The following is a 23,879-nucleotide window of genomic DNA, read 5'->3' on the forward strand; positions in this document are numbered from 1 at the left end:
AAAGCATGTTTCCATGAGAGTTATATCGCTATGAATCACGGACTGACTCCAACCAGCGCCACAGCCAATACAAGTTCGGCCCTTGCAGATTCCATAACATCAAAGCCACAATCTAAATTGAACCCCGAGGCGCCAGCGTTCATTCCACGTGTTCAGAGTGCTGAGCAACATTGGAATTCACCCGCAAATATCAGAGACCGGCATACAACGGTAAACCAGAAACCTTCTTCCCTGAGGTCTCAACAACTCAGTCAGAAGAAAGGTTCTGGCCCTTATTCAGACATGATTGATAATGCTTACCAAGAATACAAAGACCGCAAATACGCAACGGCAGAAAAAGCGTTTCGTACCATCTTGAAAAACTGTATGAAGTCACTGAATCAATACCAGCGACATGAGGTACTGCTGGGGCTTGCAAGGTCGCTAAAAGAACAAAACCGCGAAAAACAGTTAGAAGCCTGCTCACTTCTGGAAGAGCTCAGATCAAATGAAACATTCTATCCATTCGGAGCGTCGACCGTTACCCACCTTGAGCTGACCCTGAGCCAATGCGAACAGGCGCTGGGGAGGCACCTCAGGGCTGAAAAACGACTTTTAATGCTGAGCAACAAAAAGCCTCAAGCCAACGAGAGGGCACTGTGTGAGCCCTCTGGCAACTACACCGTTGATATTGCCCTGGCCCTGCTATGGGAGACTATGAACAAAATCAAGCTGGCCGATGGACTGCTACTAAAGGTCGTAGCAGAGCTGACTCAAAAGCGTCGGTCGTGCCCATCCGCCAACGCTAAAAAAAAATTGGGTAAATTCCTCCATAACGCCAATATTGCTCTGGTGCGACTCTTACAGGCGCAGGGCAAACATGAACGAAGTGAAAAACTGCTGCTGGAAATGAGTAACAAGCACCCCAATGCCAGTGAAGACACTCTGTGCAGGCCCTGTGAGGATCATGTCACCAACCTGTCCCTGGTGCGAATTTGGGAAATAATGGGCAAGTACAAACTGGCTGAAAAACTGCTGCTGAACATGAGTGGCAAGCGCATCAATGCCGATGAGGACAGTCTGTGTCAGACCACCAAGCATGACACCGATCTGGCACTGGTGCGACTCTGGCAGTTGATGGACAAAAATAAACTGGCTGAAAAGCTACTGCTGAACATGAGTGGCAAACACCCTGATGCCAGTGAGGAAGTCCTGTGCAACCCCTCTGAGAATGACGACATCAATCTGACCCTGGCACGACACTGGGAAGTGATGGGCAAATATAAACTGGCTGAAAAACTGCTGCTGAACATGAGTGGCAAGCACCCTGATGCCAGTGAGGAAGTCCTGTGCAAGGTCTCTGGAAAATATCTTGTTGATATGGCTCTGGCAATACTCTGGCGAATAATGGACAAGGATAAATGCTGTGAAAAACTGTTGCTGAACATGAGTGGCAAGCACCCTGATGCCGATACAGAAGTCCTTTGCAAGCCCTCTGGAAATCATAAAGTTGACCTGACTCTGGCACGCCTATGGGAGACGATAGATGGCAAACATGAATGGGCGGAAAGACTGCTGCTGAACATGAGTAACAAGCCCCCTGATGCCACTGAGGAAGTCCTGTGCAAACCCTCTGGAAATAACGAGACTGATCTGGCTCTGGTACGACTCTGGGAGCTGATGGAAGGCAATAAACATAAATGGGCTGAAAGACTGCTGCTGAACATGAGTGGCAAGTGCCCTGATGCCAGTGAGGAAGAGCTGTGCAAGCCCTCCGGGCATCATGATATTGATCATACTCTGGCACATCACTGGGAAATAGTGGGCAAATCTCAACAGGCCATGAGACTGATTGAGAGTTGTTGTCAACTCTATCATTCAACTGAATGTGAATTGTCACTCTTGAACTTTCATCTCGGGCAAGCAGGATTTATGGACATGATTGCCCGGTATCCGGAAAATACCAACACACTGCTGTTGACTTCGATCCATTATTTCATTCTGGCACGTGAGCAAATAATAAAGAGTGGCCCTGAATCAGGAAGTGATAGCCTCAAACACGCTCTTGAGCTTGTAGAATCAGCGTTGGCGAAGAGCCCTACAAATGCAAGTGCGGTGTCACAAAAAGCGCATTGTCTCAGAATGATGGGTGCCAGTGAGCAAGTATGGAAAGCATTGTTCAATAGAGCCCGATCCCTTGAACCCATCCGGCAACATAAAGATAAAACCGATCATTGGCGAATCAAAGAAGCCGTTGCCCTGGCTAAGATGAAAAGTCTCACAAAGCAAACATGAACCTCTGTCCCCGCTGATTATCTGGAGGTATGAGTTTTATAGCTCTTCCGACTCATGGTGATAACGAGCTTCATCGCCTTTTGTCTCGCTGATTTTTGACCAGGCAACGAATCCGCTACCCCGCTCATAAGAAAAAAAATCTGACAAGATAAATAGATAAACATGAACTTTCACAACCGTTTACTGTCCAACAGATTAACTTTTCCATGGAAGTTCTATTGATATGAGGTATGTAATAAAACCAAAAACTGGCGCTGCGGCCAGTAGTGCAACAAAAACAACAAAAAAGAGCCGATCCAATTTAAACCCGGAATCTTCATCAATTAATGAGCGTGTTCATGAACATTCGAACAGATCCTCAAATACCAGAGTCCAGCAAAGTGCCAGGCCCTCCTACCCTGAAGCCACCAGAGAGAGGATCGATAAAGCTTTCGAAGAACTAAAAAAACAAAATTTCACAAATGCAGAAAAAGTGTTCCAGATCATATTAAACGAAGATCAGGACATACTGAGTCTGTTCCACTACCAAAACATAGTCATTGGGCTGGCAAGGTCACTAAAAGAGCAAACCCGCAAAAAACAGATAGAAGCCTGCTCTCTTCTGGAAGAACTCAGGTTGACTGGATCATTCACTGAGTTCGGGGCTTCGACCATTCATAACCTTGATCTGACCCTGAGTCGTTGTGAAGAGGCACTTGGAGAGTACTTTAACGCTGAAGCACGACTGTTAGCATTGAGAAACATAAAGCCCAATGCCAATGACAGGACCCTGTGCGAACCTTCAGGGAATTTCAACGCAGATATTACTATTGCACGACTTTGGCAGTCTATGGACAAACACACACTGACTGAAACACTTCTTCTGAACATAAATTCAGAGCTGACCAGAAGGTTGCGGTCAAAACCACACGCTCCCTCTGTGCAAAGACTGAGTAAGCACATCCCTACCGTTAATATGGCTCTGGTGCGAATATGGCAAGTGATGAGCAAATATGAGCAGGCTGAAAGACTGCTACTAAAAATGAGTGACAGGCACGAAAATGCAAGTGAAGACAGCGAACCCTCCGGGCATCATGACATCGATCTGAAACTGGTGCGACACTGGGGGCTAGTGGGCAAATATCAACTGGCTGAAAGGCTGCTGTTCAACATGAGCGGCAAGCAAGCCAATGCCAGTGAAGACATTCTGTGCACCCCCTCTGAACAGAGTGACACTGATCTGGCTCTGGTGAGACTCTGGTCACTGATGGGCAAACATCAACAGACTGAGAGACTTCTGCTGAACATGAGCGGCAAGCAACTCAGTGCCAGTGAAGACATTCTGTGCATCCCCTCTGAAAACCGTGACATTGATCTGGCTCTGATCAATCTCTGGCGAGTGATGGGTAAACATGAACTGGCTGAAAGGCTGCTGAAACGATGCAGTGAATTGTATCAGTTGGATGAATGTGAATTGGAGCAGTTGAAGCTATCTCCTGGCTAATCAGCAGAGCCCTTTTTAAGGTGCATGACATGAGAGCAAATATAAACGTGTCATTCTGAGAGGTATGGCGGTTCACCCCTGCAGGCACAGGGAACACTTTTTCATACCTCTCGAAGTAGCAGTCAATGCCAATTAAGCGTCATAACCAGTAGCAACAGGCTATTTTATTCCTAAGATGCTCTAACCGCCCAATCATTTAGCCATGGTCGTACGGTTAACAGAAGCACTTTATCGGCGGTTACTCTTACACGTGCAATGATTTACCACAATCTTGGGAACAGGATATCCACTGAGTTTGGAGACAAAGAGAGAGATACTGGCTTTCTGGGAGGGGCGCTGACCAAACGCTCATCGACCATTTGAGATAAAATAGTTCTTATTGTTCTCTCTCCAAGATTGAACATTCCTTGTATCTCAGTTCTTTCTAATTCGCCTGTTCTTGTTGTCAGCAGTTCTTTATATATTGTCTTAACTTCAGGCCTCATCGGAGTTTTTCAAGATAGTTGTCCCGAAAACTGAATTTTAGGCTGCCTTTTTCTCGTTAATTCTTGCTTCAGACAACCGCTCAGGATTCAGTGCAACCGCACCTACAGGCTCCCAGTTTCTGATAACTCCTGACCAGCGCGTTGGATTAGCTTCTCGCGCTTTGGTATACACCTGTTTCCGGTGATTCAGGATTTCCTGATCTCTTTTCTCATGCCGTTGCGCAGGTGTCACAAAGCGGATTGAGCTATGGCGGTGTTCATTGTTATAAAAGCGCTCAAACTTCAGCATCCACTGTCGACTGTGTTCTAACGTCAGAAAACCTTGAGATGGCCACTGAGGACAGTACTTCACCGTTTTAAAGATCGATTCTGCAAATGCGTTATCATTACTCACCCTTGGGCGACTATGAGAGGGAATAATGCCCAATTCCTCAAGCTTGGCCTTAAAGGTACTCGACGTCATTGGAGCCCCATTGTCTGAGTGCAGTACAAGCGGTGTTTTAGTGCATTTTTCAGCCACCATTGTCCGGTTAATCAGTTCACTGGCTAACTCACCAGACTCACGGCTATGAATCTCCCAACCAACAATCTTACGACTGTAAACGTCCAGTATCAGGTAGAGGTACCAGAACTGGCCGCGTACCCTGGAAGGTATGTAACTGATGTCCCAACACCAGACCTGGTTAGGGCCAGTAGCAACATAGGTTGTCGGCTTGTTGCTTTTCGATCGCTTTCTTGAACGACCGCGGTGGTGCAACTGACCATACTTTTTCAACACACGGTAAAAGCTAGATTCAGAAGCAACGTATACTCCCTTGTCTGCAAGGGCTGGCACGATCTGCGATGGTGGCAGGCTCGCATACTCATCTTCATTACTGATAGTCAGAATACGTTGCTCCTCTTCCTCAGTCAGTTTGTTAGAGGGTACCGGGCGCAAGGCATCCGGGCGTTTGTCCGTTAACACTGCACCATTGTCATCGCGCCAGCGATTCAGTGTTTTCAGGGATATTTCCAATTGTTCAGCAGCCTTCCAGCGAGAAGCGCCGTTTGCTATAGCCTCATCAAACCATGTCAGCAGTTGGCGGCGCTTATCGACAGGTGTCAGTTGTCCTCGCTGTCTATCCCGTAGAAGGCATCGAGCTTTTTTGATAGCACCAGCAGGGCTGCAGCTTCTGCCAACGCCTTGTCTTTACGGCGAAGCTCTTTTTCAAGGCTCTGATTGCGCTTACGCTCTTGTTTTAATTGCTTGCTTTCCTGGTCTGCACGCTGAGAAGCCTGAACAGCACCTGAAATACAAGCGTGCTTCCACTCCTTGACTTGTTGAGGATAAAGCCCTTTTTTACGGCAGTATTCACTTAACTCTGTTTCTGACAAAGCAGCGGTTTCGACGACCACGGCAAACTTGCTTTCAGCAGACCATTGTTCTGATTTTTGTTCGTTCCCTGGCACAGGTAATCCTTTGTCCCGTAGTTTTTTACGCCAATTATACAGGGTTTGTTCGCTGATACCTTCCTCTCTGGCAACATCCGGCACAGAGCGATTGTGTGGTGGTAACAGTTTTTTCAAAACAGCTGATTTACGTTCCTCTGAAAAACGAGGCATATTCAACGTCCATCGCCCACTGTCTAGCTTTTATTGGTTAATCAGTGAGCGGGACAACTATCCTGACACAGCGGGTCATTTTTGGAAGATGGCTACCATCCAAGCCTGTTATAGCCTGCCTGTTTCTCATTTCAAAATAAATATCTACTCGCTCAACCAAGCGTTTAGGGTCGAGTAGTTCATAAAAGAACTTAACTTGATCCAATGCGGTTTCAATAAAATAGGTCATGAATTTTAATAAGCCTCTATCTGATAGCATCCCTCTGCCATCACTTGAACCCTGTCGCTCCATGTCAGCTGCTGCAAGAGCTTGGTAATAAGAGTCAACATCCCTGCCAAAACCACGGCTAATCGACCACAAACCATACCCACCAAGGTTGGCACAGTGTTTCATATAGTTATCTGTGAATAGCCTGCCCACTCTACCATTTCCATCCATAAAGGGGTGAATCCACATTAGTCTGTGGTGTGAGGCAGCGGCAGCAAAAATGCGGTTGGTCCCAAAAATCCTATCTGGGCTGTAAGCGTTCGAAAACCAGTTTAGAAGGCGTGTGAGTTCTTGGTATTCGGGAGCAATATGTTTTCCTACATGAAAATCTCTTGTGCGAAACTTACCAGGTTGAATGTTGATTTTCTCACCGGTTTCTTCGTTGTCAATCTCAAGAAATTTCTTAGGCATCCCTTCATAAAAGGATCTGTGAAGTTCTTTTAAAAAATCAACAGTGCAAATTTCATTTCTATCTAACGACTTTTGATTTAAAAATTTTTGAACATCAATATGATGCTTTATTTCAAATAAATCATCTTTTAAATCTTTTTCTTTGTTTAATTGTGCCTTTCGTATTTCTGCTGGCTGAGTTGGATTTCCTTCTATGCGGTTACTGTAGAAAGAGTCTACAACTCTAAGCATAAATTTGAGCGACTCTCTGAGAGATTCAGGTATATGGGCATTGATTGCTGCATCAAGTTGCATCAGCTCAACCGCAGCACCTTGTAGCTCCCCTGGAGCACTATCCTGAAGTAAAAATGGTGTTATAGAAGTCATTTTTGCCGATCTTTTTGCCGATCTTTTTGCCGATCTTTTTTCCAATCTAGCATAGCTAAACAAAGGGTTTTATGGATATTTTCCATTATTTTTTGCCGGTTTTTGATAGAGTAAAAATTCCGGAATAGAGGCTTGCCAATGATCGAACCAAGAAGGGGCACCGCTTTGGGGTAACCTACTTACTTAACGCATTAAAAGCAAACTCTTTCGTAAGCGCCAAATAAACCAGCGTACTGGCTGCCGCCCCCAAGATTTCTTATTCTTTGCCTGTCTTAACATTCCAGGGGAGAAGCTGTTCCAGTTTCTCAACGGTATCGGCGTAAGGCAGCTCTTTTAAAATATGGTTCAGGTAATTGAAAGGCTCCAGACCATTCACCTTTGCGCTTTCAATCAGGCTGTATAAAAGGGCACTGGCTTGCGCCCCTTTTGGCGTGTCTGCAAACATCCAGTTCTTGCGGCCAATAGCGAAGGGGCGGATGGTGTTTTCCGCTGCGGCATTACTGATATCCAGGTGGCCGTTGTCACAGTAAACGACCAGTTTTGGCCATTGGTTCAATGCATAGCTCATGGCTTGGTGCGACAGGCTGCCCGGGTCTAGCCTGGTTATGTTTTTCTCCAGCCATACATGAAAGTCGTCCAGTAGTGGCTTACTCTTTTGCTGACGCAGGATGGCTTTTTCTGATGGAGGAAGATCTCCTATTTCTTTCTCAATGGCGTAAAGCTTACCGATTTTGCCTAAAGCGACATTCGCCTTGCTAACGCGGGTGTTTTTCACCTTTTTGCCCGGTTTGGCTTCGCCCTTCCTGGCATCCAGAAATTTCCTGCGAACGTGGTCGAAGCAACCCGCCTGGGTGATGCCTTCTTGTTTGCATACAGCGTCGTAACTGGCATACCCGTCAGTTTGCAGGTAACCGCTGAACCCTTCGAACAGACGCAGGGGAACCTCCTTGCCTCTTGAGGGATCGTATTCAAACACCACCGATGTTTGTCCGGGTGGCCCACCAAGGCTGACCCACATATATTTGTCAGAGTTGATGGACTTGCTGGTTTCCTTGATCACCTGAATTCGGGTTTCGTCAGCATGGATCACCGAACCGGTCTTTTGATGATCTCTCATCAAATTGATGAGTGGCCGCAGTTCTGTAGACAGCCGAATCAAAGAGTTGGCCATCGTCGTCCGGGTGACAGAGCCACCGTATCGCTTGAGGATATTCTCTTGCCTGTACAAAGGCAGTGCGTCGCAGTACTTGGAGACAATGATCCAGGCCAGTGTGCAAACAGAGAGTGAAGATTTGGGCAGTGGGTGTTTTGGCAGCTCTGCAACTTTAATGACCCGCTTCTCCTGTCCATGCTCATCGACTTCTGGAAAGACTGCTTTCTCTTGCAGAATTTCTTTCACCTGAACCTTGGTCGGAACGATATCAAGCTCTTCACGGACTTTGACAAAGAAGGTATCAATGGCTCCGGCTTTTTCTTCTTCACTGAGTTCAGAGCGTTCCTGCACTCTGGGCAGAGACTCTGAAAATGACTTGCGCCCTGTTTTCTTTTTGCGTGGTTTTGGAGGCTCTTGCTCTGGCTGACCTTCAGCTTCGTCTTGCTCTCCGGTGCAGCCTTCCAGCTCCACCTCGTTGAAAATGTCGACCTGGCTGTTGTTTTTTTCAGTGCTTCTTCCGTACAGGCGGGATCGGGAGAGCCTCAGGTACTCTTCCAGTTGCGCAATGCGTTTTTTTTGAGAATCGATGACCTCTGACTTCTTTTGAATAATGTCGTCTTTTTCAAGAAGGGCATTTTCTTTTTCAAGAAGGGCATTTTCTTTTTCAAGAAGGGCATTTTCTTTTTCAAGAATGACACTTTCCTGCGAATGGATCGCCTCAAACAAGGCGACCATTTCAGGGTTAGTCTCAGCCTGATGAAAGGGCAAATCCAGTGCGGATTTCGGCTGAAAAATCAGAGTGTCGGCGGTCGATTTCATGGTCGCTATTTTACCATAAAACCCTGAAAAACAGGACTAAAAACAGCTCTCATAATGCCTTTTTTTATGGGGTTGCATGGCATTGAGATTGTAGCCGTCCAGCAGCCAGTTTAATTGTTTCCCGGTTAATGTAACCAGCTCTTCGTCCGGTTTGGGCCAGTGGAATTTGTCCTCAGACAGGCTCTTGTAATAAAGCACAAAACCATTATCTTCCCAGAACAGGCACTTGATTTTATTACGCTGCCGGTTGGTAAACGCATATAAATAGCCGTCAAAGGGGTTGTGCCCCAGCTCTTGTTCAACCAACACAGCAAGCCCACGAAATGACTTGCGAAAGTCAATCGGCTCCCGGTAGAGAAACACCTTTGGTAATACCTCTGACGGTCGCATAACCGGGGTGTTCATAGCATATCCCTCACCAGTTGCTCACAAAGCGACAGGTTACTTTCATCAATACCGGACACTGTTACACCACTGGGTAGGGTGATGGAGAGTGGTGTTATCCGAGAAGGCGCACCAGGTTCTGGTTGGGGTGTTACCTGGACAAAGCCAGAGTTGTTCGGGGTCGGTTTTACGCTGGGGGTTGTGTCGAGTTTACGCTTCCAGTATCCGAATTTGGATACCCTTATACCATGCTGTTGGCACCACGCACTCTGAGTCAAACCTGAATCCCGCCACGACTGAACACGCTCTAGCCATTCACTGTCTGCGGGTAATTTCTTTGACATATTGGCCTCCTTATATCGGGAGGCTAATCATTTCAAATGGGGTTTTGATTCTGAAGGGCGTGGGTTTATTTGGCGTTTACACTCTTTCACGTGCCAGTGGATCAGCCAATTATGGAGGCAGACTTGAATCTGAGACTCTATAAAAAAACATGATCAGCGACGTATATGAAGAATAACACCACCAAACCACTCAAATTCGAATTGCCAGTTTAAGGTCGCTGGAGGCTTGATAATCACAACTGGGACATTAACTCTAAGTTTACGTTTCCAGTTTGTGAAATATTTGGAGACCTTTAGTTTTAATGCGGTTCATCCCTGCGGGCGCAGGGAACACCACCATGACTACTACTACTACTATTAAAGCGGTTCATCCCTGCGGGCGCAGGGAACACTAACAAATTTCCTCTCTCTCTCTCTCTTTTGGCGGTTCATCCCTGCGGGCGCAGGGAACACTGCTGCACAGTCTACAGAAAGTGGTAAACCTTCGGTTCATCCCTGCGGGCGCAGGGAACACCTGTGACCGACAATAATTAAGCCTCCGTCGTACGGTTCATCCCTGCGGGCGCAGGGAACACTATTAGCGCTTTATTTAAATATTTGGGCTGTGCGGTTCATCCCTGCGGGCGCAGGGAACACTTACCCCCCAGTGGTCATAACGGCTACGCTAACGGTTCATCCCTGCGGGCGCAGGGAACACCTAAGGAGGAGCTGGTAAAAGTCGGCTGGAAACGGTTCATCCCTGCGGGCGCAGGGAACACTAAACACAATAGAGAGAAATCCTATGGACAATCGGTTCATCCCTGCGGGCGCAGGGAACACCAAAACACGTACATCTATCCAGAAAGGTGACACGGTTCATCCCTGCGGGCGCAGGGAACACGGAGGCTCTATATGCCCCCCTACCATATGTTACCGGTTCATCCCTGCGGGCGCAGGGAACACATGCAGTACTTAGTGTCCTTAGATCAAAAGGCCGGTTCATCCCTGCGGGCGCAGGGAACACATGCGAACGTACCACCCACCTTTAGAAAAGAGCGGTTCATCCCTGCGGGCGCAGGGAACACCTCTCCAGTTCCAGTTACAGCCCCACTGACATCGGTTCATCCCTGCGGGCGCAGGGAACACATAAGACTTATCTACTAGACACAAGCCTAATGCGGTTCATCCCTGCGGGCGCAGGGAACACACAGAACGAAAACTGTAATTTAAGCACCTCGCCGGTTCATCCCTGCGGGCGCAGGGAACACTCTACAGGTGGGATAAAGGTGGGTCTCTAAGGCGGTTCATCCCTGCGGGCGCAGGGAACACATGGACAGTTCTATGGCGTCTGGAAAGTTGATCGGTTCATCCCTGCGGGCGCAGGGAACACTCCTGTGAAACCTTTATCACTCCAAGTTCTGGCGGTTCATCCCTGCGGGCGCAGGGAACACACGATAGAGGGGCATATAAAGCCTCTCTATTGCGGTTCATCCCTGCGGGCGCAGGGAACACGTTTTTTAGTATGTAGCTCTATCATGCCTGTGCGGTTCATCCCTGCGGGCGCAGGGAACACAGTCTATCCCTGCATCTGTAGATAATCTATTCCGGTTCATCCCTGCGGGCGCAGGGAACACTATAAATTAAAACAACAGCGACTATCCAATAGCGGTTCATCCCTGCGGGCGCAGGGAACACCGGAGCTGAGCCCCTACAGGGGCGATACCTTCCGGTTCATCCCTGCGGGCGCAGGGAACACAAGCGGGGGGTTAAGGCTGCATTTTAAGAAATCGGTTCATCCCTGCGGGCGCAGGGAACACTAAAGCCTTCCCTTCAGACTCCCTACCGTGATCGGTTCATCCCTGCGGGCGCAGGGAACACATTGACAGAGAGGATTCGTAACCGTAGCCCTGCGGTTCATCCCTGCGGGCGCAGGGAACACGTTAGAGAACAAGGGGAAACAATAGGATAACCCGGTTCATCCCTGCGGGCGCAGGGAACACAATACCCAAGTGTTGTAGTTCAGGGAGAGGTGCGGTTCATCCCTGCGGGCGCAGGGAACACCTGAGGCATTATGCCGCCAAGACTTACAAAGGCGGTTCATCCCTGCGGGCGCAGGGAACACATGCAGATGGTGAGTATAAGTTAAAGTTAAACCGGTTCATCCCTGCGGGCGCAGGGAACACTATATACTAGGAGGTAATTAAAAGACGATGTGCGGTTCATCCCTGCGGGCGCAGGGAACACAATAATATCGATATCAGCCCGCAGATTTGCGGCGGTTCATCCCTGCGGGCGCAGGGAACACTTGCCAAACTCGTAGCCCCTATTTAACATTTCCGGTTCATCCCTGCGGGCGCAGGGAACACGAATGGCGGTGTAGACCCTTTTTAACTCTAGGCGGTTCATCCCTGCGGGCGCAGGGAACACTTCTGGTACCGTATCGAAACTGTTTACCATGGCGGTTCATCCCTGCGGGCGCAGGGAACACATGGACAGTTCTATGGTGTCTGGAAAGTAGATCGGTTCATCCCTGCGGGCGCAGGGAACACATCGAATCACGAAAAAGCTATAAGGCAATAGACGGTTCATCCCTGCGGGCGCAGGGAACACCTAAATGACTCCTACCTGCATCCCAATAATGCCGGTTCATCCCTGCGGGCGCAGGGAACACTGCAACAGCCCATGATTAATTCTACTGATAGTCGGTTCATCCCTGCGGGCGCAGGGAACACCTCTTATTGTGTCACGTCTACTATATCCTAACCGGTTCATCCCTGCGGGCGCAGGGAACACAATATGCAGATAAATTAATACCTGAATCATGGCGGTTCATCCCTGCGGGCGCAGGGAACACCACCTGCTCTTCGCCCTGCTTTACCTGAACTCGCGGTTCATCCCTGCGGGCGCAGGGAACACACTTTCAACTTCCACTGTAAACAAGGTAATCGCGGTTCATCCCTGCGGGCGCAGGGAACACTGCTGGTGGGACATCATAAGGAGCATTAGAGTCGGTTCATCCCTGCGGGCGCAGGGAACACTTGCGTTTCCCAGATTTGAAAGTGTGAGTATACGGTTCATCCCTGCGGGCGCAGGGAACACAGTAGTAGTAGTCATTACAAACCTATAGACTCCGGTTCATCCCTGCGGGCGCAGGGAACACATAGTCGGAAACTCTACAGGGGTTAGGAATAACGGTTCATCCCTGCGGGCGCAGGGAACACACAGGGAGTAGCAGGAGAGCTGCAGGAGAGGTCGGTTCATCCCTGCGGGCGCAGGGAACACTCATGCACCCTTCCGCTGTTGGTACAGTTAAGCGGTTCATCCCTGCGGGCGCAGGGAACACTAATAATAATAATAATATGAAAGGTATTAAAACGGTTCATCCCTGCGGGCGCAGGGAACACGATACTGTTCATAGCTCTAGATAAAGCCACTCCGGTTCATCCCTGCGGGCGCAGGGAACACTTGAGGAGGTCTTGAGGAAGTCTTGAGGAGGTCGGTTCATCCCTGCGGGCGCAGGGAACACATTATGTATACCTCATATGTGCCTATGTGTATCGGTTCATCCCTGCGGGCGCAGGGAACACTTCGTTTCAATATCGAATATTAAGTAATTCATCGGTTCATCCCTGCGGGCGCAGGGAACACAGAGAGGGCGGTGCTAATGCTAATGCTGACGGCGGTTCATCCCTGCGGGCGCAGGGAACACATACACACTCAGAGAGAGAGAGCTATGTTTAACGGTTCATCCCTGCGGGCGCAGGGAACACGCTGCAAACCGTTTCAGTAAGTATGCCGGAGGCGGTTCATCCCTGCGGGCGCAGGGAACACCAGCACCAAGAGTGTTAACCCTACCGTGAATCCGGTTCATCCCTGCGGGCGCAGGGAACACAATGGCGTTAGTCAGCAACCCTATGCACTCCGCGGTTCATCCCTGCGGGCGCAGGGAACACAGTCACAGGTTTACAGGCGGAGAGTTTCAGAACGGTTCATCCCTGCGGGCGCAGGGAACACTTAAGTCGTTTCTAGACATTCTCCCCATAGTCCGGTTCATCCCTGCGGGCGCAGGGAACACGACTTCCTGCAGCCAGTCCATAGCCTCCCGAGCGGTTCATCCCTGCGGGCGCAGGGAACACAACAATTGATATTGTTAATGACTCTTATCTCCCGGTTCATCCCTGCGGGCGCAGGGAACACGGCAGAGCTACGCCAGTCATGAGTAATGGTCAGCGGTTCATCCCTGCGGGCGCAGGGAACACCAGTCTCCAAACTGTTCCTGTGGTGCCCAGTGCGGTTCATCCCTGCGGGCGCAGGGAACACTAATTAGTATATAGACAGACCAGTAGCTAAAGCGGTTCATCCCTGCGGGCGCAGGGAACACTAACCGAGCGAGTTGTCGAAGTTTACGAAAACCGGTTCATCCCTGCGGGCGCAGGGAACACTATACGACTCTTGCCGGGGTTCTCGGCCTTTGCGGTTCATCCCTGCGGGCGCAGGGAACACAATTGACGCTAAATATGAGCAGGATAAAGTGGCGGTTCATCCCTGCGGGCGCAGGGAACACAGAGGATAAAATAACATTAGAACAGCGGATCGCGGTTCATCCCTGCGGGCGCAGGGAACACATTGAACACCTTTAGTGTAACCTTTCGGATTGCGGTTCATCCCTGCGGGCGCAGGGAACACTATTGCTACAGTATCCGCGAAAGTCAACAGACCGGTTCATCCCTGCGGGCGCAGGGAACACAGGGAAACGTTGGCCTTTATGATGAACGATGGCGGTTCATCCCTGCGGGCGCAGGGAACACTGTCGCTCCAAACTGGGTCCATAGCATGGATGCGGTTCATCCCTGCGGGCGCAGGGAACACTATACAATCGCATAGGGTAGTCTTTAAAAGTCGCGGTTCATCCCTGCGGGCGCAGGGAACACCCTCTTGCTTTAAGGTACAATGCCATCCTGTTCGGTTCATCCCTGCGGGCGCAGGGAACACTATTGAAGCTGCAAATGATCCGTGTTCGAATACGGTTCATCCCTGCGGGCGCAGGGAACACGCGATAGGAGAACATACACCGCCCAGAGCGATAGGTTCATCCCTGCGGGCGCAGGGAACACTTAGTGTCTTCTGTTAATACAGTAGATCATAACGGTTCATCCCTGCGGGCGCAGGGAACACCCTTTTCCATGGCCGCTTAATAAGACGTTTAACGGTTCATCCCTGCGGGCGCAGGGAACACGTGCTGTTGAACAGTCCGTGAGATGGTATTAGCGGTTCATCCCTGCGGGCGCAGGGAACACCTTTAAACAGAATAATCACAATATCGCATACACGGTTCATCCCTGCGGGCGCAGGGAACACGCGCTTAAGGGGAGATGGACAACCCCTAAGACCGGTTCATCCCTGCGGGCGCAGGGAACACTGGCTCAGGTCTCACCAGAGTTCACTGCAAGACGGTTCATCCCTGCGGGCGCAGGGAACACGTGTAAATAACTGTACGGAGCCTGAAAGGTTCGCGGTTCATCCCTGCGGGCGCAGGGAACACCACCTATTGAAGGTGTATGCGCTGATGCGATACGGTTCATCCCTGCGGGCGCAGGGAACACCACAGCGGTTAAACATATAAAACGGTTAAAATCGGTTCATCCCTGCGGGCGCAGGGAACACTTTCCAAGCTGTCGATTGAATGATGTTCAAAGCGGTTCATCCCTGCGGGCGCAGGGAACACCCACCAGTAGCAGAGCTACCGCTAGCTACAAACGGTTCATCCCTGCGGGCGCAGGGAACACAACAATTCACTAATGTATGCATTCTACTATGCCGGTTCATCCCTGCGGGCGCAGGGAACACGGGCGGCACAAATGCCTATCTACGTTGAGAATCGGTTCATCCCTGCGGGCGCAGGGAACACTGTCTCTGAAGACGAAGAGAAGGAGTTGCTGGCGGTTCATCCCTGCGGGCGCAGGGAACACTTCCATTGCATGAGCCTCAAAGACATCTTGAGCGGTTCATCCCTGCGGGCGCAGGGAACACAAACCATATTCCTAACACACTGTAGAACACTGCGGTTCATCCCTGCGGGCGCAGGGAACACGCCATCTTTCATTTTACGAAACAGTTTATAAGCGGTTCATCCCTGCGGGCGCAGGGAACACCTTACCCGAATTTCGGTGGATGCCGGGGCAGACGGTTCATCCCTGCGGGCGCAGGGAACACCTACTGAGACTTTCATAGGAGCTCTCTAAGCGCGGTTCATCCCTGCGGGCGCAGGGAACACCTGGATAAGCTTGAAGAAATACTGCTAGATATCGGTTCATCCCTGCGGGCGCAGGGAACACATAATCTAATGCGAACACAGTAATAACAGGGCCGGTTCATCCCTGCGGGCGCAGGGAACACAACTATACCTTAGTGAATAGTTCAAGCCAAGACGGTTCATCCCTGCGGGCGCAGGGAACACCACTAACGTAGCTCTCTTTCTCTTTTGGTTTTCGGTTCATCCCTGCGGGCGCAGGGAACACGGTCTTGCAAATGAGCTGAGTATCATTATCCACGGTTCATCCCTGCGGGCGCAGGGAACACCTTAAGAACTCCTAAAGAACTCCTAAAGAACTCGGTTCATCCCTGCGGGCGCAGGGAACACGTATTGGCTAATCAAATGAGAGTAACTAAAGTCGGTTCATCCCTGCGGGCGCAGGGAACACCAATCAATAACACAACGCTCAGCACTAATGGACGGTTCATCCCTGCGGGCGCAGGGAACACCATTCGCGCTGGATTTAGGTTCTAATGTATGCCCGGTTCATCCCTGCGGGCGCAGGGAACACGGAGGAAGCTCAAAGAGCAAGCTACGAATATCTCGGTTCATCCCTGCGGGCGCAGGGAACACACTCACAAAAGAAGTTGGTATCAGCCAGCCAGCGGTTCATCCCTGCGGGCGCAGGGAACACAGTGCATATCAAACTTCCCCTAGAATCAATAACGGTTCATCCCTGCGGGCGCAGGGAACACAAAGGTTTCTGTAGTGGTCTATGAGCTGGTGGCGGTTCATCCCTGCGGGCGCAGGGAACACTCAATCCGACACTTATCTAATGGCTCTGAATTCGGTTCATCCCTGCGGGCGCAGGGAACACTTGAGGAGGTCTTAAGGAGGTCTTAAGGAGGTCGGTTCATCCCTGCGGGCGCAGGGAACACTTCTTTGATAGTCTGGGATGAGATACAGGATACGGTTCATCCCTGCGGGCGCAGGGAACACAAAGTCGTCTACTGTCTTATTGATCATCATTTCGGTTCATCCCTGCGGGCGCAGGGAACACTTCTAAACTATCACGTTTCCAGATATTCAAAGCGGTTCATCCCTGCGGGCGCAGGGAACACTGCGGCAGTGAACATAGCGCAGTAGAACCATGCGGTTCATCCCTGCGGGCGCAGGGAACACGGGCTGATTAACCATGGAGCGAAGCGGCGCTGCGGTTCATCCCTGCGGGCGCAGGGAACACAATATAAAGAATTTTTATCAGTTAAATCTATTCGGTTCATCCCTGCGGGCGCAGGGAACACTTAACAGGGCAAAAGAGCTGTTTGATAGAGATCGGTTCATCCCTGCGGGCGCAGGGAACACAGGATACGTTATGTATATACATTTGTGTATACCGGTTCATCCCTGCGGGCGCAGGGAACACTCTAAAAAAATACACCATTAAATCAAAAGGTTACAATACCTAAAATTTCCACCAGCGAATTCATCAAAAAATCACTGTAAATATTCCATTGTTAAAGAACGGTTTAATTACTCTCCCGATTGAAAAAGAACCAGCCTTAAACCATCTTCTTCAATAGGTATTCTTCTGTTCGTGCCGTAAGTTTGAAAATCAAATCCGGATTCTGTGTTGGTGGCCCAGGCCATGGCCACGTTGCCATCTTCAGCCAGCGCATTTATTTGCTCCCATATCATTTCCCTGATTCTCATAGATACATCTCCAACGTATACGCCAGCTCGAATTTCCAGAAGCCAGACGGCCAACCTTCCTCTTAATCTTGGTGGTACATTTTCTGTCACCACAACCAACATACTCATTTCAACTGCTCCTATGACCTGTGTCACCAATAGAAACAGGCTCAGGAATCGCCGGTGGCTGTGAATCTTCTGGCGGTGGAGGTGGCGTAATTTCTCCTGCCGCCAGAATCTCTTCAATAGTGGGAATGATCTTTTTTAGTAGTCGTGTTTTACGAAAACTGTCGCGACAGGTAATACGTACATCCCTGTCTGGGTTATGAGTACCCTTGGCAGCAATCTGAAACGCGACAGGCACTACTGTTTCAAATTTGAACAGATCAGCAATGTCATACACAAATGCTTTGGGCTTACCAGAATGAATAAATCCAATGGCTGGTGCATAACCCGCCGCTAACACCGCCGCCTCAGTAACGCCATAAAGACAGGCTGTAGCAGCACTTAAACATTTGTTGATGGTGTCACCTGACGCCCAATCCTTTGGGTCATAACTTCGCCCCTTCCATTCCACACCATATTGTTTTGCCATTAGCTGATACGTTTTTCTGACCCTGGCACCTTCTATACCTCGCAGTTGATCCACTGAACGGCGAGAAGGGGCTGGTTCGCCAAAACGAAATTCGAACATCTTGCGAACGACTTTCAGTCTCAGTTCTTCATCCAGAGCCAGTTTTGCCTGATAAAGCAATTTATCTGACCTTGCTCCACCCGGCTGTCCGGCAGAATAAAGTCGTACACCGGACTCACCCGTCCAAATCAAGAGTGTCCCGGTCGTTGCCGCAAGTTTGACAGCAGCATGTGATACTCGTGTACCCGGCTCGAGCATAATACAAACGACAGAGCCCACAGGGATATGTTTTCTGTCACCGTTGACTTCATCAACTACAACAAAAGCGCCATCACGGACATCTATTCGGCCTTTGCTGACAAATACCATGGACAGCCGGTCTTTGATTGGGATGGGTTTTAGTGGAATAAACGACATCTAATCTCCCTGTTATCGTTAGATTTCAGACTTAACAAGCAGCCAGACTCATCAGCCCCATGCCAAAGGATTTTGCAGGCCCTATGCCTTCAGCCACAGCCTTCTGTAATGCTGATGGATCGTCCACCAGTAATACACCCTCAAACAGCACCGGCTGCACCTTGCCACTGCGCATTTCCCGTGTTTTATGAAAGTAAATTGGATTTTCCTGCACTATATTGATCGTCTGTAAGCGGGCTCCAGCCCGTTTGAGTTTACTATTCAACCATTGCTGCTGCTCTTCTTCTCTGTACAAAGGCACTCTGACCGAACGAATATGTGTTCTACCGTTACGAGTTACCGTGCCTTTACGCTCATCCTTAACCGCCTTGACCGGATTACATCGCAGTCGAAACCGCAGTTGCTGACCTTCCTGGAATTTATAATTAACTGCTTTGGTTGCCAGACAACGAGCATGTTCACTGCCGTCAGCTGGTTTTGAGAGTGATTGCATTAAGACCTGAGCCCCGGTTGCACGACTCCAGCTTTCTACACGAAACAGAAAGGTACGGTTGTCATCCGGTCGATCAGGAAACAATTGCCATAAAGCCCGGTGCAGTTCGTAAGCATTGTTACTCTTTGTGGGGGCAATATGCACTTTAGCCAGATACATCACATCCCTCCTCTATCGTCAGCACCTGCACATGGACTCTCCGATTAGCAAACTGCCTTGGTTGTTCAGAGATAGGCACATCCCTGAGCTGAAGCTGGCGACTGCCTGATTTTTCTTCGTTGTAAACCGTACCTGCTGTAGGTTCAATTTCTATCAGTGCGGCCAGCGCGTCTTCGGCTTCAATCATATTTTCAAACAAGGGTCGAACCAGTGGACAACTGCGTCGGCCCAATACCGGAGTGAAGATGGGTTTGCATACGGCTTGCTGCAATTGATGCAGAGAGATAGTAGCTTCTGCCAGATTCCAGATAACAATCGTGTATTTGGCATCTTGCCAGTACTCACGCCAGGTCTGAATGGTCTCATGGCTTTTCAGCCCCTGATAATCCACCCGAGCATCCTTAACGGTGTGGTAGTCAGTCATTTTTATCGGCCTGTGTTTGCCCTGATCAATACGCACTGCAAAGCCTACACTCGTCGCCAGTTGGCGCTGCCTTTCAAAGTCCGCACGATCAATACCAAGACAGGCTCCCAACAGTCCCAACAAGGCACTACGCCCCGGAAAAGCCTCCGATGGTCGTAATCCTTCAAAGCTGTGTTTACCCCAGCTTTGCAAGGGACCTTCAAGCTTCAGAATCAAATACTGTCGCATAATTAGTCCTCACCATTGTTTTGAACCCATTGCTTCAGTACGGATAAGGACTCAACAGCATTAATACCTTGAGGAACTTCAACATCTTCAAGCACAAATTCGGCACAGTTATCATCCAGACCAAACCCTGCTGTCAGTTTTTTCCAATAGTCATGGAGCTCCTTTATAGAAGGACGGCGGAAACCATCTCCTTTTTCCTTCACAGGACTTTCAAAGGCGTTGGCCAGTGACAGTGGCTGGTCAGAAAAACTAACCAGTGCCAGATCAGCCAGATTATGGGCAGCAAAACTTTGTTGTTTGGCAGAAGGCACTTCAGTAGCAAGCATATGCAATACATGGGCAGCAATTTCCAGCGCCTGTTCACGGGTAGCGTCACCCAGATTTTTTTGTAACTGCTGCAGGTTCAGACTGGCATAACGATAAAAAACACCAGAAGAAAATTCCTGTGTATCCAGGTGGCCCGATCCCATTTCCTGCAAATCATCAACGGCAGTGAACCAATCGATATCAGCATCAACTGCGTGGGTGGTGATGGAATGGGCCACTGCAAGGGCACCGTCCACTTTGCCTACCGCACTCATCAACCCCGAAGTTGCCATCCGCCCAGACAGAGCAATATCCACCGCTTGTCCCAGAGCTTGTCGGAATCCCTGACTGTCTTTTTCAATCAGCTTTTGCAGTTTTTTTTCATCCAGCCCTTCATTTTCAGGGGATTGAATCTGACCACATACATAGGCAATTTCTTCAATAACCCAGGGAGCAACGGCATCACCTTTGGTGCTCGTTTCAATGTCTTTTTTACCGGATACCCAAGTCATAGCCTTTTTGATTAAATCCAGTGCAAATCGCTCTTTTAACTGTTCAACAACAAAATCCTGATATTCTCCCAGCTGTTTTGTCCGCTGGCTGGGGTTACCAAGATGCTCCCGATAATAATCACTTTTACGCAAGGTTCGCTTCAGACTCTGGCTGGAAACTCGCACCCGGCGTTTACCACCGAAAATAGCCGACTTCTGCATATTCATGTCATCCCGGTTCAGGCAGGATGGGCTATGAGAAATCAGGATATGAAAGTTAATGAAGTTCTTATTCATAAGATTGTCCTTTTAAAAGTCGAGTAAAAAAATGATTCAAGAAGATTCTTTCTGATGCAGAAAGAAAGTTTCCAACAATTTTTGCTTTTGTTCAGGATTATTCCAGCGCAGTAGCAACCAAGCTGTTTGATAAAAGTCGACCACTGGGTTTACCTGTTGCAATAACCTCCGCAACTGAATCAGATCATTAGGTTCCTGTGAACGAATGATCATAAACAGGCGTTTTTCTCTGACACATGCCTCAGCCAGAGCTTTACCCAGTGAATCACCACCATCCTGATGTTGCAGATATGGCAGACAGTAAACCAACCGCCGGATATTTTTATGGCTGGCATAACCGCGTGTTAACCGGTAAAAGGCGGGAACTTCAATGAGAGCATCGGGTGTCGAAACCCTGCGTAACTCGGCTTTGTAACCAGCACTCAAATCGCCATAGCGATTCCACAGCTGGATAAAATCCTGAGACTTTTTGTTAGAAGGTTGCATCTAATTCTCCTCTGTCACCACAGCCTGAAGTTCAGCCAGTGATTTATTCAGGCTGCGCCGGGCCAATGCCAGTGCTTTGAGCATTTTGGGTTCCTGCCGGTAGGGTTTTGTGAGCTGATCAAATAATTGCAATACTGTTTGTTTTAATTGAACGCGCAGGCAATCTATAGTGGGTAGTGGCTCCTTGAAATTGATATCAGCAAAGGTGCCCCGAACCCACTGATCTGTTTGTTGGAAGTAGAGGTCGTCACCCGACTGGCAGAGATTAACACCAGAGCCTTTGATCTCTTTGTTTTTATCTTTAATACCTTCTGAAAAGAGATAGAGCGCCTTGCGCAAAGCCGTTTTGTATGCCAGACCTGTCTTTATGATATTGTGGATCACCTCACCGTGTTCAGCCCAGCCATCCGCTAGACTGAAAAACTCGTGGCGCCGTTCCAGTACCGTTGCCTGATTGTTTCTATAACCGCCGATAACAAATCGTAAGTGCTTCTGCTTGATCAACCCGTCATCCCTGATCTGTAACAGTACAGGAGCAGGAATTTGTCCTTCTTTACTGGATTCCATTGCCACAACCAGACGGCTTAGTTGAGTCCAGCCAGGTGCGGTGGTGGTAAACGACGGAAACTTTTCTTCTTTCTTGCCTTTGACAATCTTGAAGGTTCGGGCTGACAGTGGGTGCGGCCAGTTACCCTCCACTGTGTAATTAAATTTGGCTTTATTAAAACCCTTATACAAGGGTGCAGAAGCATTACAGACACTGCAGCAACCTGTGTCTTCAGCAGGCATGAGTTCAAAATGTGCGGGTTGCCATAATAAACCACGGGCAAGGCCGATGTTCGTTGCTTGAATTTTTTCTCCTGCTTTGACAGGCTCAACATAGTTTGGAGCTTGTTTTGCAGTAGCCTGATACCATGGCATGACAGAATTATTCAATCGCTCCTGATGCAGCACATTCAGCCATACTGTCGTGCGCAGATCAGGCCCGGTAATCAGTTGCGTAATCGGAGTACTACCGCGCAGGCTTCCCTTGAAGCCACCGCCCATACTGGGGCAGTTGTTAGCCATGTTAAACAAGGCGATCGCCGTACAGCTGCCACAGAGCCCTTCTGCCAATCCATGAGGATTAACAAAGGATTTATTGGTTCCGTCTGCCACGCCTGCCAGCAACTTATCCATCGGGGTCGGTTTGCTCGCCTTAACCCCGCGGATTTGCATAAACGGCGTCTCTGGGTGATTTAGATCAAACCAGGCCATTTTATCCTTCACACCCTTCAGAAACTCATCGGTAGACAAGGGCTTTTTGAGTCGGGCCAGCAGCTCTTTTCGATCGGATGGTGTGAAGCAAACCTGAGTTATGGCAACCAACAATTGCAGACAAGCCAGCTCCAGGTCATCGCGGGGTAGGCAGAGTTCACCTTTTTTCTCCCCACACAAGAGTTCCCGATAGGTGATCCAGATTCGGGTCCCTTCGTACTGAAGGGGAATCCACGCTTGGTCAAGTAATGAAAATGGCTTCAATTTTTCATACCTCTCCAAATGACAACCAGTGTAAAAACCAAGGTTCGCGCAGCAAGCCCATGGTCATTGAAGAGTTCAAAATCGCAACGTCTGCTTCAAGCCAGCCCAGCAACCACAACAACCTGCTACAGGATGAAGAGCATAATAAAGCCTAGATGATATTATTCAAGTAGTTCGTCTATATAAAACTTCAGAACGATCAGATGGTTTAAGGCTGTTATATCTGACCGCCTGGCCTTAATACAGGATGACCATCTGTATCAAAACAACTTTGAGCAGTACCTGGCAAAGCACGAATCAGACGATTGAGCATATCACTGTCATTCACAAACACAGTCATCCAGATGCTCCAGTAAGCATGACCAACAGCCGCTTCAACCACCTGATCCCTGAAGTCTTCATTGTCATTGCGCTGCAACCGTTGCCTGGCTCGCTGGGCAATATGCCAGACTTCTCTTCTCTGTTGCCAGCGACGATCAGAAGCTGTTGCTTGCAAAGGCGTTTTATCCAGGCCAGTTAGTCGGATAGTTCGCATAGCTTTTTCTCTTTCAGCATCAGAGAGTGACTGATTCGGGCGAACAACCCCGTCCTCTGAGTACTCAAAAGCTCTGAAAGTATTATCTGCATCAGGCCAGAAGCAGCTGTTTATAGCGGGATCATTATCACCCTTGGTTGAATTACAATTCGTACAACCCAGCAAAAAGTTTGACCAGGATAACGCCGAATCTTTGTGATGTTTTTTCGACAGAACATGCTCAACTGCCAAAGATGCGTCAAGCTTCATTTCACAATAAGAGCAATAACCACCCAGTCTTTCAATTAAATCTCTTCGGGCATTTTGGTATTGACTGAATTGCTTTGGATTTCCGTACGCATCCAGAGGCTCAGCCCCCTTATCCACTGGCCTCAT

The 23,879-nt window shown here is 49.1% G+C and carries 16 protein-coding genes and 1 CRISPR repeat array; of the genes, 3 read left to right on the top strand and 13 right to left on the bottom strand.

Features of this window, described 5'->3' with window-relative positions:
• Positions 1-30 precede the first annotated feature (30 nt).
• Both ACOMHB_RS18370 and ACOMHB_RS18375 read left to right on the top strand, forming a co-directional pair.
• Complete coding sequence (locus ACOMHB_RS18370) at positions 31-2,274, top strand: PABP-interacting PAM2 motif-containing protein (protein ID WP_448217698.1); 2,244 nt, start codon at positions 31-33, stop codon at positions 2,272-2,274.
• A 223-nt stretch (positions 2,275-2,497) separates the two neighbouring features.
• Positions 2,498-3,757 carry a hypothetical protein gene (locus ACOMHB_RS18375; RefSeq protein ID WP_448217699.1) on the top strand — a complete coding sequence of 420 codons (1,260 nt, stop codon included), beginning with the start codon at positions 2,498-2,500 and terminating at the stop codon, positions 3,755-3,757.
• A 522-nt stretch (positions 3,758-4,279) separates the two neighbouring features.
• On the opposite strand, the gene ACOMHB_RS18380 is transcribed toward ACOMHB_RS18375, so the two are convergent.
• From ACOMHB_RS18380 to casA, 12 genes are all read right to left on the bottom strand, one after another.
• Positions 4,280-5,844 (bottom strand): IS3 family transposase gene (locus ACOMHB_RS18380; RefSeq protein WP_448215008.1). Its coding sequence is split into 2 segments (ribosomal slippage): positions 4,280-5,391 and positions 5,391-5,844, totalling 1,566 coding nucleotides; the frame shifts between segments, so codons are not numbered across the junction.
• Positions 5,845-5,881: 37 nt separating this feature from the next.
• The gene (locus ACOMHB_RS18385; protein ID WP_448217700.1) at positions 5,882-6,934 is read right to left on the bottom strand and encodes a Fic family protein; all 1,053 of its coding nucleotides are present in this window, start codon (positions 6,932-6,934) and stop codon (positions 5,882-5,884) included.
• Between the two features lie 211 nt (positions 6,935-7,145).
• A complete protein-coding gene (tnpC, locus tag ACOMHB_RS18390) occupies positions 7,146-8,861 on the bottom strand; it encodes an IS66 family transposase (RefSeq protein ID WP_448215655.1) in 1,716 nt (571 codons plus the stop codon).
• A gap of 36 nt (positions 8,862-8,897) precedes the next feature.
• Positions 8,898-9,266, bottom strand: a complete 369-nt coding sequence (gene tnpB / locus ACOMHB_RS18395) for an IS66 family insertion sequence element accessory protein TnpB (RefSeq protein WP_448215654.1) — start codon at positions 9,264-9,266, stop codon at positions 8,898-8,900.
• Positions 9,263-9,589 (bottom strand): IS66 family insertion sequence element accessory protein TnpA, encoded by a 327-nt coding sequence (tnpA, locus tag ACOMHB_RS18400; RefSeq protein WP_448215653.1) that lies wholly within the window; start codon positions 9,587-9,589, stop codon positions 9,263-9,265. Before tnpA ends, tnpB begins: the two co-directional genes overlap by 4 nt.
• Positions 9,590-9,894: 305 nt before the next feature.
• Positions 9,895-17,247: direct repeats of the CRISPR family, unit length 29 nt; unit sequence CGGTTCATCCCTGCGGGCGCAGGGAACAC.
• 107 nt (positions 17,248-17,354) lie between these two features.
• A complete protein-coding gene (cas2e, locus tag ACOMHB_RS18405; RefSeq protein ID WP_422134558.1) occupies positions 17,355-17,642 on the bottom strand; it encodes a type I-E CRISPR-associated endoribonuclease Cas2e in 288 nt (95 codons plus the stop codon).
• 1 nt (position 17,643) lies between these two features.
• Entirely contained in the window at positions 17,644-18,564 is a 921-nt protein-coding gene (gene cas1e, locus ACOMHB_RS18410; RefSeq protein WP_422411486.1) for a type I-E CRISPR-associated endonuclease Cas1e, read from the bottom strand.
• Between the two features lie 31 nt (positions 18,565-18,595).
• Positions 18,596-19,216: a type I-E CRISPR-associated protein Cas6/Cse3/CasE gene (gene cas6e / locus ACOMHB_RS18415; RefSeq protein ID WP_448217701.1), complete on the bottom strand. Its 621-nt coding sequence runs from the start codon at positions 19,214-19,216 to the stop codon at positions 18,596-18,598.
• The gene (gene cas5e / locus ACOMHB_RS18420) at positions 19,203-19,868 is read right to left on the bottom strand and encodes a type I-E CRISPR-associated protein Cas5/CasD (RefSeq protein ID WP_448217702.1); all 666 of its coding nucleotides are present in this window, start codon (positions 19,866-19,868) and stop codon (positions 19,203-19,205) included. The genes cas6e and cas5e overlap by 14 nt, the downstream gene beginning before the upstream one ends.
• 2 nt (positions 19,869-19,870) lie before the next feature.
• Complete coding sequence (cas7e, locus tag ACOMHB_RS18425; RefSeq protein WP_448217703.1) at positions 19,871-20,962, bottom strand: type I-E CRISPR-associated protein Cas7/Cse4/CasC; 1,092 nt, start codon at positions 20,960-20,962, stop codon at positions 19,871-19,873.
• Between the two features lie 36 nt (positions 20,963-20,998).
• Positions 20,999-21,448: a type I-E CRISPR-associated protein Cse2/CasB gene (casB, locus tag ACOMHB_RS18430; RefSeq protein ID WP_448217704.1), complete on the bottom strand. Its 450-nt coding sequence runs from the start codon at positions 21,446-21,448 to the stop codon at positions 20,999-21,001.
• Positions 21,449-22,969 carry a type I-E CRISPR-associated protein Cse1/CasA gene (gene casA / locus ACOMHB_RS18435; RefSeq protein ID WP_448217705.1) on the bottom strand — a complete coding sequence of 507 codons (1,521 nt, stop codon included), beginning with the start codon at positions 22,967-22,969 and terminating at the stop codon, positions 21,449-21,451.
• Between casA and ACOMHB_RS18440 the strand changes: the two genes are divergently transcribed.
• On the top strand, positions 22,960-23,124 hold the full coding sequence (locus ACOMHB_RS18440) for a hypothetical protein (protein ID WP_448217706.1): 165 nt from the start codon (positions 22,960-22,962) through the stop codon (positions 23,122-23,124). The two genes, casA and ACOMHB_RS18440, sit on opposite strands and share 10 nt — an antisense overlap.
• A 62-nt stretch (positions 23,125-23,186) precedes the next feature.
• On the opposite strand, the gene ACOMHB_RS18445 is transcribed toward ACOMHB_RS18440, so the two are convergent.
• Complete coding sequence (locus tag ACOMHB_RS18445; protein ID WP_448217707.1) at positions 23,187-23,879, bottom strand: HNH endonuclease; 693 nt, start codon at positions 23,877-23,879, stop codon at positions 23,187-23,189.

The sequence above is a fragment of the Endozoicomonas sp. 2B-B genome (assembly GCF_053470045.1).

Excerpts from the sequence above, each read along its gene's own strand:
- tnpC (WP_448215655.1), bottom strand. The coding sequence starts at position 8,861 with ATGAAATCGACCGCCGACACTCTGATTTTTCAGCCGAAATCCGCACTG.
- casB (WP_448217704.1), bottom strand. The coding sequence starts at position 21,448 with ATGCAACCTTCTAACAAAAAGTCTCAGGATTTTATCCAGCTGTGGAAT.
- cas7e (WP_448217703.1), bottom strand. The coding sequence starts at position 20,962 with ATGAATAAGAACTTCATTAACTTTCATATCCTGATTTCTCATAGCCCA.
- ACOMHB_RS18375 (WP_448217699.1), top strand. The coding sequence starts at position 2,498 with ATGAGGTATGTAATAAAACCAAAAACTGGCGCTGCGGCCAGTAGTGCA.
- ACOMHB_RS18370 (WP_448217698.1), top strand. The coding sequence starts at position 31 with ATGAATCACGGACTGACTCCAACCAGCGCCACAGCCAATACAAGTTCG.
- cas6e (WP_448217701.1), bottom strand. The coding sequence starts at position 19,216 with ATGTATCTGGCTAAAGTGCATATTGCCCCCACAAAGAGTAACAATGCT.
- tnpA (WP_448215653.1), bottom strand. The coding sequence starts at position 9,589 with ATGTCAAAGAAATTACCCGCAGACAGTGAATGGCTAGAGCGTGTTCAG.
- ACOMHB_RS18440 (WP_448217706.1), top strand. The coding sequence starts at position 22,960 with ATGGCTTCAATTTTTCATACCTCTCCAAATGACAACCAGTGTAAAAAC.
- cas1e (WP_422411486.1), bottom strand. The coding sequence starts at position 18,564 with ATGTCGTTTATTCCACTAAAACCCATCCCAATCAAAGACCGGCTGTCC.
- cas5e (WP_448217702.1), bottom strand. The coding sequence starts at position 19,868 with ATGCGACAGTATTTGATTCTGAAGCTTGAAGGTCCCTTGCAAAGCTGG.
- tnpB (WP_448215654.1), bottom strand. The coding sequence starts at position 9,266 with ATGAACACCCCGGTTATGCGACCGTCAGAGGTATTACCAAAGGTGTTT.
- cas2e (WP_422134558.1), bottom strand. The coding sequence starts at position 17,642 with ATGAGTATGTTGGTTGTGGTGACAGAAAATGTACCACCAAGATTAAGA.
- ACOMHB_RS18445 (WP_448217707.1), bottom strand. The coding sequence starts at position 23,879 with ATGAGGCCAGTGGATAAGGGGGCTGAGCCTCTGGATGCGTACGGAAAT.